This window comes from Streptomyces fulvoviolaceus (genome assembly GCF_000718165.1).
Lineage (GTDB): Bacteria > Actinomycetota > Actinomycetes > Streptomycetales > Streptomycetaceae > Streptomyces > Streptomyces fulvoviolaceus.
Window position 1 is genome coordinate 103,417 of sequence record NZ_JOEY01000016.1, and the last position, 12,604, is coordinate 116,020.

The following is a 12,604-nucleotide window of genomic DNA, read 5'->3' on the forward strand; positions in this document are numbered from 1 at the left end:
GGGGACCTCCGTACTACGGCTCGGGGAGGGTTCGTACCGCCGGAGGAGGAGATGGCACCGGTCCCGTCCTTAACCTGGCTTTACGCCGCTGGGGAGCGGTGGGGGGAGGCAGACCGGATCCACGGGGGTGGGGTTTTCCCCCGTGGAAGACGGTGCTGAGCACCAGCGCGCCGGACCATCTCCGGGCACCAGACTGAACGCCGTACCCAAGCACACACCGAACGCCGGGCGATCTCGGCGGCTCACTCGCTGACCGATATAGGAGACATACCGTGACATCGGCTGTGACCATCACCAGGCACGGGGGCACTGGAGGGCGTACGGCCGTTGCCGCGCGGGCGCGGCAGGTCGTCAAGGCGTACGGGTCCGGGGAGACCCGTGTCGTCGCCCTCGACCACGTCGACGTGGACATCGCGCGGGGTCAGTTCACCGCGATCATGGGCCCCTCGGGGTCCGGCAAGTCCACGCTCATGCACTGCCTCGCCGGGCTCGACACCGTCACGTCCGGGCAGATCTACCTCGACGAGACCGAGATCACCGGTCTGAAGGACAAGAAGCTCACGCAACTGCGCCGGGACCGGATCGGGTTCATCTTCCAGGCGTTTAATCTGCTGCCGACGCTTAATGCGATCGAGAACATCACGCTGCCCATGGACATCGCCGGCCGGAAGCCGGACGCGGCGTGGCTGGGGCAGGTCGTCGACACCGTGGGGCTGAGCGACCGGCTCAAGCACCGGCCGACCCAGCTCTCCGGCGGTCAGCAGCAACGTGTCGCCGTGGCAAGGGCGTTGGCGGCCCGGCCCGAGATCATCTTCGGTGACGAGCCGACCGGAAACCTCGACTCCCGTGCGGGGGCAGAGGTGTTGGGCTTCCTGCGCCGGTCCGTGGACGAGCTGGGCCAGACCATCGTGATCGTCACGCACGACCCGGTGGCGGCGTCGTACGCCGACCGTGTGCTGTACCTCGCCGACGGCCGGATCGTCGACGAGATGTACAAGCCGACCGCTGAGGCCGTCCTCGACCGCATGAAGGACTTCGACGCCCGGGGGCGTACGTCATGACCGTCATGAAGACCTCGATGCGCAACTTCTTCGCGCACAAGGGACGGATGGCCCTGTCGGCCGTCGCGGTCCTGCTGTCGGTGGCCTTCGTCTGCGGGACGCTCGTGTTCACCGACACGATGAACACGACGTTCGACAAGCTCTTCGCGGCCACGTCCTCCGACGTGACGGTGAGCGCCAAGGGCGCCTCCGACAGCGGTGAGACGACCTCGGGCAACGGCAAGCCGCCGGTCATGCCGGCCTCGGTGCTCGGCAAGGTGCGCGAGGCGCAGGGCGTGAAGTCGGCGGAGGGGAGCGTCTTCTCGAGCTCCGTGACCGTCGTGGACGCCGACAAGGACAGCCTGTCGCCGTCCAGCGGTGCGCCGACCATCGTCGGCAGCTGGAACGCCAACGAGGCCCGCACCATGAAGATCACCTCCGGTGCGGCACCCAAGAACTCCGGTCAGGTCATGGTCGACGCGGACACCGTCGACAAGCACCACCTGAAGCTCGGCGACGAGATCGGCGTGATCAGCGCGGTCGGCACCCACAAGGCGAAGATCTCCGGCATCGCCGACTTCCAGGTCACCAACCCCGGTGCCGCGATCTTCTACCTGGACACCAGGACGGCCCAGGAGACGCTGGTCGGCGAGACGGGCGTTTTCACCAACGTCAACGTCACGGCTGCCTCCGGTGTCACCGACGCGCAGTTGAAGCAGAACGTCGCGGCCGAAGTCGGCGGCGCCTACAAGGTGCAGACGGCCAAGGAGACCGCCGACGCCAACCAGAAGGACGTCGAGGGCTTCATGAGCGTCATGAAGTACGCGATGCTCGGCTTCGCCGGGATCGCCTTCCTCGTCGGCATCTTCCTGATCATCAACACCTTCTCGATGCTGGTCGCCCAGCGGACGAGGGAGATCGGGCTGATGCGGGCCATCGGGTCCAGCCGGAAGCAGGTCAACCGGTCCGTGCTGACCGAGGCGCTGCTGCTGGGCGTGTTCGGCTCGGTGCTGGGGGTCGGCGCGGGCGTCGGTCTCGCGGTCGGCCTGATGAAGCTGATGGGCCAGATGGGCATGCACCTGTCGACGGCCGATCTGACGGTGGCGTGGACGACCCCGGTGGTCGGCCTGCTGCTGGGCGTGGTCGTGACCGTCCTGGCGGCCTACCTGCCGGCCCGCCGCGCGGGGAAGGTCTCCCCGATGGCCGCGCTGCGCGACGCCGGCGCTCCCGCCGACGCCAAGGCCGGCCGGATACGGGCCCTGGTCGGCACGGTGCTGACCGGCGCCGGCGGCTACGCCCTCTACCTGGTCACCCAGGCGGACAAGGCCAAGGAAGGCTCGCTGTGGCTCGGCCTCGGCGTGGTGCTGACCCTGATCGGCTTCGTCGTGATCGGCCCGCTGCTCGCGGGCGGCGTGGTGCGCGTCCTGGGCGCGGTCGTCCTCAGGGGGTTCGGCCCGGTCGGCCGCATGGCCGAGCGCAACGCCCTGCGCAACCCGCGCCGTACGGGAGCCACGGGCGCCGCCCTGATGATCGGCCTCGCGCTCGTCGCCTGTCTGTCGGTCGTCGGCTCCTCCATGGTCGCCTCCGCGACGAACCAGCTCGACAAGACCGTCGGCACGGACTTCATCATCGGGAGCGACGGCGGCCAGCTGATCACCCCGCAGGCCGTGCAGGCCGTGAAGTCGACGCCGGGGCTCGAGCGGGTCACCGAGTACAAGTGGACCGAGGGCGACTTCACCACGCCCGACGGCAAGACACTCGACGATACGGCGATCACCGCGGCCGACCCGTCCTACGCGACCGACCTGCGCACCGAGACGGTCGCTGGCAAGCTCGAGGACGCCTACAAGCCCGACTCGATGTCCGTCCACGAGACGTTCGCCAAGGACCACGGCATCCACCTCGGGTCCAAGATCTCCGTGGCCTTCAAGGACGGCTCCACGGCCGACCTGACGGTCCGCGCGATCACCAGCAGCGACGTCGTCATCGACGCCGGCGCGATGTACACCTCCATCGACACGCTGGCGAAGTACGTGCCGGCCGACAAGCTGCCGCTCGACGACATGGTCTTCGCCACGGCCAAGGAGGGGCAGCAGGACGCCGCGTACAAGTCCCTGAAGTCCGCGCTGCACGACTACCCGCAGTACAAGGTCCGCGACCAGACCGACTACAAGGAAGCGCTGAAGGACCAGATCGGTCAGCTCCTGAACATGATCTACGGCCTTCTCGCCCTCGCGATCATCGTCGCGATCCTCGGTGTCGTGAACACCCTGGCGCTGTCCGTGGTCGAGCGGACGAGGGAGATCGGCCTCATGCGGGCGATCGGCCTCTCGCGGCGCCAGCTGCGGCGGATGATCCGCATGGAGTCGGTGGTGATCGCCCTCTTCGGCGCGCTGCTGGGGCTGGGTCTGGGCATGGGCTGGGGCGCGACGGCTCAGAAGCTGCTGGCTCTGGAGGGCCTGACGGTCCTGGAGATCCCCTGGCCGACCATCGGCGGCGTGTTCATCGCCTCGGCGTTCGTGGGCTTGTTCGCCGCGCTGATCCCGGCGTTCCGGGCGGGCCGGATGAACGTGCTGAACGCGATCGCGGCCGAATAGCCAACGGGGACGGGGGAGCGCCCGGCGCCGAGAAGTCACGGGGGACTTCTCGGCGCCGGGTTCTTTGGTGTCTGTCGAGTCCAGCCTCTTGGCCGACCGGAAACGGGTGGTGGGTGTGCGGAGCCTCCTGGTACGCCGACACCAGCGCAGGGCGCCACTCGCAGCGGACGTTATCCACAGGCCCGACGTACGCCCGGGCACCGACGTACCCTGGACACCCCCCGGCCCGTAACACGAGTCGGGCGATTCGCGTTGCCCGCCCCCGGATGAAAGCCGCCCCGAATGAGCCTGCACGGTCTGCTCGACGCCGTCGTCAAGGACACCGCCCTCGCGGAAGCGATCACCGCGGCCGCAGACGGCAACCGCATGCACGTCGACCTGGTCGGCCCCCCGGCGGCCCGCCCCTTCGCGGTCGCCGCCCTCGCCCGCGAGTCCGGCCGCCCGGTACTGGCGGTGACGGCGACGGGCCGCGAGGCGGAGGACCTGGCCGCGGCCCTGCGCTCACTGCTCCCCTCGGAGGGGGTCGTCGAGTACCCCTCCTGGGAGACACTCCCGCACGAGCGGCTGAGCCCCCGCAGCGACACGGTCGGCCGTCGCCTCGCCGTCCTGCGGCGCCTGGCCCACCCCAGCACCGACGACCCCGAGACGGGCCCGGTCTCCGTCGTCGTGGTCCCCGTCCGCTCGGTCCTCCAGCCGCAGGTCAAGGGCCTCGGAGACCTCGAGCCGGTGGCCCTGAAGACGGGCCGGACCGCCGACCTCAACACCGTCGTCGAGGCCCTCGCGGCCGCCGCGTACGCGCGCGTGGAGCTCGTCGAGAGGCGCGGCGAGTTCGCCGTACGAGGCGGCATCCTCGACGTCTTCCCGCCCACCGAGGAACACCCCCTGCGCGTCGAGTTCTGGGGCGACGACGTCGAGGAGATCCGCTACTTCAAGGTCGCCGACCAGCGCTCCCTGGAGGTCGCCGAGCACGGCCTGTGGGCCCCGCCCTGCCGCGAACTCCTGCTGACCGACGACGTACGTGCACGCGCGCGTGCCCTCGCCGAACAGCACCCGGAGCTCGGCGAGCTGCTCGGCAAGATCGCCGAGGGGATCGCCGTAGAGGGCATGGAGTCACTGGCGCCGGTGCTCGTCGACGACATGGAGCTGCTGATCGACGTCCTGCCCAAGGGCGCCATGGCCGTCGTATGCGATCCGGAGCGGGTACGCACGCGTGCGGCCGATCTCGTGGCCACCTCGCAGGAGTTCCTGCAGGCCTCCTGGGCGGCCACCGCCGGCGGTGGCGAGGCGCCCATCGACGTCGACGCGGCCTCCCTGTGGTCCATCGCGGACGTCCGGGAGCGGGCGCGCGAGTTGGACATGATGTGGTGGTCGGTGTCGCCCTTCGCGGCCGACGAGGAGCTCACGGATCCATTTGCCGCTGACGCGGCGGGCGACACCCTGAAGCTGGGGATGCACGCCCCGGACAGCTACCGCGGCGACACCGCGAAGGCGCTCGCCGACACCAAGGGCTGGCTCGCCGACGGCTGGCGCACGGTGTTCGTGACCGAAGCGCACGGCCCGGCGGCCCGTACGGTCGAGGTGCTCGGCGGTGAGGGTGTCGCGGCGCGCCTGGAGGCCGACCTCGCGGAGATCTCCCCGTCCGTCGTGCACGTGGCGTGCGGCTCGATCGACTACGGCTTCGTCGACACGGCCCTGAAGCTCGCGGTCCTGACCGAGACCGACCTGACCGGGCAGAAGGCCGCCGGCAAGGACGGCGCCCGGATGCCCGCCCGCCGCCGCAAGACGATCGACCCGCTCACCCTGGAGACGGGTGACTACATCGTCCACGAGCAGCACGGCGTCGGCCGCTACATCGAGATGGTGCAGCGGACCGTGCAGAGCGCCACGCGCGAGTACCTGGTCGTCGAGTACGCCCCCGCCAAGCGCGGCCAGCCCGGCGACCGCCTCTACATCCCCACCGACCAGCTGGAACAGATCACCAAGTACGTCGGCGGCGAGGCCCCGACGCTGCACCGGCTCGGCGGAGCCGACTGGACGAAGACCAAGGCGCGCGCGAAGAAGGCCGTCAAGGAGATCGCGGCCGACCTGATCAAGCTGTACAGCGCGCGCATGGCCGCCCCCGGGCACGCCTTCGGGCCGGACACCCCTTGGCAGCGCGAGCTGGAGGACGCGTTCCCGTACGCGGAGACGCCCGACCAGTTGACGACGATCGCCGAGGTCAAGGACGACATGGAGAAGACGGTCCCGATGGACCGTCTGGTCTGCGGCGACGTCGGCTACGGCAAGACGGAGATCGCGGTCCGGGCCGCCTTCAAGGCCGTACAGGACGGCAAGCAGGTGGCCGTCCTCGTCCCCACGACGCTCCTCGTCCAGCAGCACTTCGGGACCTTCGGCGAGCGCTACTCCCAATTCCCCGTCAACGTACGGGCGTTGAGCCGCTTCCAGACCGACACCGAGGCGAAGGCCACCCTGGAGGGCCTGCGCGAGGGCTCCGTGGACATCGTCATCGGCACACACCGGCTGTTCTCGGCCGAGACCAAGTTCAAGGACCTGGGCCTGGTCATCGTCGACGAGGAGCAGCGCTTCGGCGTCGAGCACAAGGAGCAGCTGAAGAAGCTGCGTGCGAACGTCGACGTACTGACGATGTCCGCCACCCCGATCCCCAGGACCCTGGAGATGGCGGTCACCGGCATCCGCGAGATGTCGACCATCACGACCCCGCCGGAGGAGCGCCACCCGGTCCTCACCTTCGTGGGGCCCTACGAGGAGAAGCAGATCGGCGCGGCCATCCGCCGCGAACTCCTGCGCGAGGGCCAGGTCTTCTACATCCACAACCGTGTCGAGTCGATCGACCGGGCGGCATCAAGGCTGCGCGAGATCGTCCCCGAGGCGCGCATCGCGACGGCGCACGGCCAGATGTCGGAACAGGCGCTGGAGCAGGTCGTCGTCGACTTCTGGGAGAAGAAGTACGACGTCCTGGTGTCGACCACGATCGTCGAGTCCGGCATCGACATCTCCAACGCGAACACGCTCATCGTGGAGCGCGGCGACAACTTCGGCCTCTCGCAGCTGCACCAGCTGCGCGGCCGTGTCGGGCGCGGGCGCGAGCGCGGGTACGCGTACTTCCTGTACCCGCCGGAGAAGCCGCTGACGGAGACCGCGCACGAGCGTCTGGCGACCATCGCCCAGCACACGGAGATGGGCGCGGGCATGTACGTCGCGATGAAGGACCTGGAGATCCGCGGCGCGGGCAACCTGCTCGGCGGCGAGCAGTCCGGCCACATCGCGGGCGTCGGCTTCGACCTGTACGTCCGCATGGTCGGCGAGGCCGTCGCGGACTACCGGGCCTCCCTGGAGGGCGGTGTCGAGGAGGAGCCCCCGCTCGAGGTCAAGATCGAGCTGCCGGTGGATGCGCACGTCCCGCACGACTACGCCCCCGGAGAGCGGCTGCGCCTCCAGGCCTACCGGGCGATCGCCTCGGTCAACACCGAGGACGACATCAAGGCCGTCCGGGAGGAACTCGTCGATCGCTACGGCAAGTTGCCCGAGCCGGTCGAGAACCTGCTCCTGGTGGCGGGACTCCGGATGCTGGCACGCGCGTGTGGCGTCGGCGAGATCGTCCTGCAGGGCACCAACATCCGCTTCGCGCCGGTGGAGTTGCGGGAGTCGCAGGAGCTCAGGCTCAAGCGGCTGTACCCGGGGACCGTCATCAAGCCGGCCGTGCACCAGGTGCTCGTGCCGCGGCCGAAGACGGCGAAGGTGGGCGGAAAGCCGCTGGTCGGGCGGGATTTGTTGGGGTGGACCGGCGAGTTCCTGGCGTCGATTCTGGGTTCGTGATGTTGCCCTGAGGGGTGGCGTCGTCCTGATGGGCGGCGTCGTTCTGAGGGGCGGTCAGGCCGCCGGTCGTATGCGTGCGCCGGTGGTCTGACGGAGGGCCGTCGCGAGCCGGTCTCGTACGGCGATCTGCGCGGCGATGCGTTCCTCCATGACGGCGAGACGCCTGGTGGCCACCTGGAGGGCCTTGTCGGAGGGGGAGCCGGCAGCGATGTCGCCGTCGAGGCACGGCAGGAACACCCGTACGTCGTCCAGGGTGAGGCCGGCGTCCAGGAGGCGGCGGATGTCGCGGACACGGACGGCCGTGGCGGTGTCGCAGAGCCGGTGGCCCTTCGCGGCGCGCTCCGATGTGATCAGCCCCGCCTGTTCGCAGTGGCGCAGGGCGCGCGGGGTCGTGCCGGTCGCCTCGGCGAGCTCGCCGATCCGTATCCGAGGCTGTCCCATGGGAGCCGGTCTCATGCGACGACCGCAAGGTCAAGCACCTCTGCTCAGTGCGCGCGGAACAGCGTCGTCGCCAGCGTCCGGAACACCTCCTCGGGGTCCTTGTCGCCGACCGGGCCGTCCAGGTTGTGGCCGAGAAGCAGCGTGGCGAAGCCGTGGGCCAGGGACCAGGCGGCGATGCCGGCGAGGCGGGTGTCGATACCGAAGTCCTCGGACCGTACGGCGGAGACCGAGGTGCGCAGGGCGTCGGTGGCCAGGGCGCGGGCCGTGGTGAGTTCGAGGTCGCCGGGGCGCAGCAGCCCGGGTGCGAACATCACCTGGAAGTGCGCCGGGTGCTCGCGGGCGAAGCGTACGTAGCGCACGCCCGCGTCCTTCAGGTCCGTCGCCTCTCCGAGCGTGCCCGCGAGCAGTCCGAAACCCTCGGCCGCGATCGCCGTGAGCAGTCCGGTGCGGTCCTTGAAGTGGTGGGCCGGGGCCGCGTGCGAGACGCCGGCCCGGCGGGCGAGATCGCGCAGGCTCAGCGCGGCCGGGCCGTCGGCGGTGATGGCGTCGAGCGCGGCGGTGAGGATGGCTCGGCGCAGGTCGCCGTGGTGGTAGGGGGTTGCCTTCTTCGGGTGCGCCTTCTCCGGCTCCGGCTCCGGCCCGGGCTCCGGTTTCGGCCCGGGCTCCGGTTCCGGCTTCTTCGTTTCTGGGGGTGCCATGGTCAGCAGCGTACGCACAATCTAGGCATTGACAAGTTCGTGCGGCTCCGGCAATCTTGTCAGTGTCAAGTTGGGATGCGGATCCGAATGGCCCGGTTACGACGAGGGAGTCGCGTGATGTCGAAGCATGACGGCGAGACCGGTACGGCCGACGGCGGTGTGGAGCCGGCCCGAGTGCGTCAGCTCTGGCACCTGCTGGAACCCCTGCATGCGGTGCTGTACTACGCGCCGGAGGTCTTCGAGGAGGCGGCGGCGCTCGGCTACGACACGAAGGACCGCTGGCCGAGCTACTTCCCCTTGCGTGCCGCGCCGTTGGGCCCGGTGGGCGGCGAGCGCGTGACGTCCGCCTTCTACAGCTTCAGCCCCCGCATGGTCGCCGAGCACGTCGACTCGGCATGGGCGGTCGCGAGCCCCGAAGAGGTGCTGGCGGCGAGAGTGCGGGGGATCGACGGGGCCTACCGCGCGATATTCGGCGACCGCGTCGACAGCCCGGAGCTGGCGGAGGCCGCCGCCCTCGCCCGGCGCGCCGCCGAGGCGGCGAACACGGCCGGCCGGCCCCTCGCCGCGGCCAACGTCGAACTGGAGTGGCCCACGGTCCCTCACCTCCAGCTGTGGCAGGCGGCGACGATCCTGCGCGAGCACCGAGGCGACGGCCACATAGCCGCCCTGCTCGTGGCGGGGCTCGACCCGGCCGAGTCGCTGGTCTCCTTCTCCGCGATAGGCGCCGCCTCCGTGGAGCGCTTCGAGAGTCGAGGTTGGAGCGCCGAGGAATGGTCGGCCGCACGGGAAAGCCTGGCCGCCCGAGGCCTGGCCGCCCGAGGCCTGGTCGGCGAGGAGGGCGAGGCCACGGAGGCGGGCCGCGACCTGCGTCGCGGCGTCGAGCGGCACACCGACCAACTCGCCGCCGCCCCTTGGCAGTCCCTCGGTCCGGCCGGCACCGGCCGCCTCGCGGACCTGCTCGGCGAGTTCTGGGTCGCGGTGCTGTCCTCCGGACTGCTGCCCTCGGAGACGACGCTGGGGATCGGGAAGGCCTGAGCGCGGGCTGACCGCCCGGGAAGTGCTTGGGCTCGGCGGGAAACGTGAAACCGCCCGCAGGAGACGGATCTCCGCGGACGGCCTCTGTTTCCACGTGGTTCAGGGGTCCGGCCCGGGCTGCGCCCGGGGGGTCCTGTGTCCTCCGTGAGGCTCCGGCCTTATGGCTGTTCGGGCCTGTCGCGATCCATGCCCGTCGCGCCTTCGATCTTCTGCTGCGCGTCGTCGACCTGGCTCTCGTACTTGTTGCCCGTCCTCTCGTTGACCTTGCGTTCCGCGGCGTCGGACATGTCCTTGGCCTTGTCCTGCGCCTGGCGGTTGCTCTTGAACTTGTCGAAGATGCCCATCCAGAGCTCCTTCCGGAGGTGACTCAGCAACGACGATACGACCGATATGCGAGGGATGCACCCTCGGGATCGCTGAGGTCTGGACCTCTTGAGTGCCCCCGTACGCCCGCCCGCTACGGTGTGCGCGAGCCGTACCAGGGAAGACGCCCCATGCGGGGGCGGACCGGCATGGCAAGGGGAGGGGCGCACCGTGAGGCGTCTGAGGGGCGGGGTTGCGGTCGCCGTGATGGTGTTCGCCGTGGCCGGATGCAAGGACCAGACGACAGGATCCGCCGGGTCGGAGCAGACCGCGGGCGGGGGAGGAGCGGCCCTCACGGCCGCCGAGTCGCTGACGGTGAAGGGCCGGGCGCCGAAGACGGGCTACGACCGGGACAGGTTCGGCACGGCCTGGGCGGACACGGACTCGAACTCCTGTGACACCCGGGACGACATCCTCAAACGGGACCTGGAGGACGTGAAGTTCACCGACGGGGACTGCAAGGTGTCGTACGGCGTGCTGGATTCGGACCCCTACTCCGGCAAGGACGTGACCTACCGGCGCGGCCGCAGCCAGGTCGACATCGACCACGTCGTCGCCCTGTCCGACGCCTGGCAGAAAGGCGCCAAGTACTGGGATCCCAGCAAGCGCATAGCTCTCGCCAACGACCCCCTCAACCTCCTCGCCGTCGACGCGAGCACCAACCGCTCCAAGGGTGACGGCGACACGGCGACCTGGCTGCCGCCCAACAAGGCGTACCGGTGCACGTATGTCGCCGCGCAGGTCGCGGTGAAGAAGAAGTACGAGCTGTGGGTGACCGCCGCGGAGAAGTCCGCGATGGAGAAGGTCCTCTCGAGCTGCGCGGACCAGAAGCTTCCCTCCGGCGGCAACCCGACCGAGGCGCCCGCGAGGTTCCACGCGGACTGACGGCGGCCTGACGGGGGATCGCCGTACGGCGGCGTGAAAAGCAGGTTCCCGGCGATGAGGCCCATGCCTACGGTGGCCGCATGGAGCTGAAGGTATCGAGCCTTGCCGAGCGTCCCGACATGCGCGAGCGCGTCCTCGACATGGCCAACAGCTGGCCGGAGTTCGTGACCGAGGACCCCGTGGGCAACGCCCACTACGGCCGGATCTCCGGCGAACTCCCCGAGTTCGTCCTGTTCGCCGAGGACGAGCAGGGCGAGATCGTCGCGCACGCCCACAGCGTGCCGTTCGCCCTCGACGCCGAGGGCCGCGGCGAACTGCCCGCCCGGGGCTGGGACGAAGTGCTCGTCTGGGCCTTCAGCGACCTGCGCCGGGGCGTACGCCCTGACATGGTGAGCGCGATCTCGATCGTCGTCGACCCGCGTCTCCAGGGCCATGGCCTGTCCTCCCGCATGCTCTCGGCGATGCGCGACAACGCCCGCGCCCACGGCTTCCGCGAGGTCGTCGCCCCCGTCCGCCCCAGTGCCAAACACCTGGAACCGCGCACCCCGATCGAGGAGTACGCCCGCCGCGTACGCCCCGACGGCCTGCCCCACGACCCCTGGCTGCGCGTCCACGCCCGGGCCGGCGCCGTCATCCACGCCGTGGCCCCGGCCTCCATGACGGTCTCCGGCTCACTGGAGCAGTGGCGCGGCTGGACCGGCCTGCCCTTCGACACCCAGGGCGACGTCGAGGTGCCGGGAGCGCTGGTGCCGGTGCGGTGCGAGCCGGAGCGCGGGTACGCGGTGTACGTCGAGCCCAACGTGTGGATGCGGCACGCTCTGTGAGCGGGCCGCATCGGCACGGGGGCTACGAGGGGCTACGAGGGGCTACGAAGGTTTCAGCCACCCAGGGCGTCGAGGTCGAGGATCTCGCCGCTGGGCTTCTGCGCCGGGACCGGTTCGTCGTAGTCGCCGAAGGTGACGGACCCCTGGTCCGACCCGGTTGAGTTGTCGACCCGAAGCAGATACGGCTCGCCCTCGGTGGCGACGTACAGCCTGTAGCGATCCTTGCCGTCCTTCTCGTGCAGCACGATCGCGGGCTCGCCGTCGACGGTGGTCGTCTTCCCGCGGGACGCGTCCGAGCCGGTGTCCTCGGTGTCGCCGAGCACCGTGTCCAGGTCGCAGAAGCCCGCGATGTCCTTGGCGTCCTGGCCAGTCGCCTTCATCTTGGTCCACTTCCCGGCCAGCAGCGCCACGGCCGCGTCGGTGTCCGACGCCGACTCGCCCTCGCTCTGGGCCCGCAGGAACGCCTCGTCGTACTTCATGTAGACGGTGTCGCCGGTCTTGATCAACTCGGCCTTGCCCTCGCCGCCCATGCCCAGGGTGCCGGCGCACTCGCCCTTCTTGTTCAGGGCCATGTCGATACGGATGGTGCCACCGCTCTCGTCGTCGGCGATGTCACCCGTCATCCGCAGCGACGAGGCACCGGTCGTCGCCTTGACGGCCCGGTCGGCGATCTCACCGCCGGACAGTCCGGCGAACGGTTCCGTCTTCTCGCTCGTCTTCCCCGACTCGTTCCCCGACTCGTTCCCCGATTCGGCGGACATGCTCGGCTTGCTGTCCGCCTTGTTCTGGCCGGGCAGGCAGCCGGTGAGCCCTGTGGTGGCCGCGGCGGCGAGACAGAGAGCGGCAAGTACGGTGCGACGCATGGGACTTCCTTGGTGAGGGAT

At 70.0% G+C, this 12,604-nt stretch carries 10 protein-coding genes; 6 read left to right on the forward strand and 4 right to left on the reverse strand.

What is annotated here, in order from left to right; all coding sequences use genetic code 11:
• Positions 1–272 precede the first annotated feature (272 nt).
• The 3 genes from IG08_RS0118750 (at position 273) to mfd (ending at position 7,474) form a co-directional block, all read left to right on the forward strand.
• Positions 273–1,061 carry an ABC transporter ATP-binding protein gene (locus tag IG08_RS0118750; RefSeq protein ID WP_030603394.1) on the forward strand — a complete coding sequence of 263 codons (789 nt, stop codon included), beginning with the start codon at positions 273–275 and terminating at the stop codon, positions 1,059–1,061.
• Positions 1,058–3,637, forward strand: coding sequence for an ABC transporter permease (locus IG08_RS0118755; RefSeq protein WP_030603396.1), 2,580 nt, complete (start codon positions 1,058–1,060; stop codon positions 3,635–3,637). Before IG08_RS0118750 ends, IG08_RS0118755 begins: the two co-directional genes overlap by 4 nt.
• 282 nt (positions 3,638–3,919) lie before the next feature.
• Complete coding sequence (gene mfd / locus IG08_RS0118760; protein WP_030603398.1) at positions 3,920–7,474, forward strand: transcription-repair coupling factor; 3,555 nt, start codon at positions 3,920–3,922, stop codon at positions 7,472–7,474.
• A 54-nt stretch (positions 7,475–7,528) separates the two neighbouring features.
• Here mfd and IG08_RS0118765 read toward each other — a convergent pair whose 3' ends face one another.
• Entirely contained in the window at positions 7,529–7,900 is a 372-nt protein-coding gene (locus IG08_RS0118765; RefSeq protein ID WP_043454704.1) for a MerR family transcriptional regulator, read from the reverse strand.
• 59 nt (positions 7,901–7,959) lie between these two features.
• Complete coding sequence (locus IG08_RS0118770; RefSeq protein WP_234342907.1) at positions 7,960–8,613, reverse strand: TetR/AcrR family transcriptional regulator; 654 nt, start codon at positions 8,611–8,613, stop codon at positions 7,960–7,962.
• 117 nt (positions 8,614–8,730) lie between these two features.
• Between IG08_RS0118770 and IG08_RS0118775 the strand changes: the two genes are divergently transcribed.
• Positions 8,731–9,648, forward strand: coding sequence for an SCO6745 family protein (locus tag IG08_RS0118775; protein WP_030603402.1), 918 nt, complete (start codon positions 8,731–8,733; stop codon positions 9,646–9,648).
• Between the two features lie 158 nt (positions 9,649–9,806).
• Here the strand turns inward: IG08_RS0118775 and IG08_RS0118780 are convergent, their stop codons facing one another.
• Positions 9,807–9,992: an antitoxin gene (locus tag IG08_RS0118780; protein ID WP_030603404.1), complete on the reverse strand. Its 186-nt coding sequence runs from the start codon at positions 9,990–9,992 to the stop codon at positions 9,807–9,809.
• Between the two features lie 190 nt (positions 9,993–10,182).
• Here IG08_RS0118780 and IG08_RS0118785 point away from each other — a divergent pair, with 190 nt between their 5' ends.
• On the forward strand, positions 10,183–10,896 hold the full coding sequence (locus IG08_RS0118785) for an HNH endonuclease family protein (RefSeq protein ID WP_030603405.1): 714 nt from the start codon (positions 10,183–10,185) through the stop codon (positions 10,894–10,896).
• An 80-nt stretch (positions 10,897–10,976) separates the two neighbouring features.
• Positions 10,977–11,720 (forward strand): GNAT family N-acetyltransferase, encoded by a 744-nt coding sequence (locus IG08_RS0118790; RefSeq protein ID WP_030603407.1) that lies wholly within the window; start codon positions 10,977–10,979, stop codon positions 11,718–11,720.
• Between the two features lie 53 nt (positions 11,721–11,773).
• Here IG08_RS0118790 and IG08_RS0118795 read toward each other — a convergent pair whose 3' ends face one another.
• On the reverse strand, positions 11,774–12,583 hold the full coding sequence (locus tag IG08_RS0118795) for a hypothetical protein (RefSeq protein WP_030603409.1): 810 nt from the start codon (positions 12,581–12,583) through the stop codon (positions 11,774–11,776).
• Positions 12,584–12,604 lie beyond the last annotated feature (21 nt).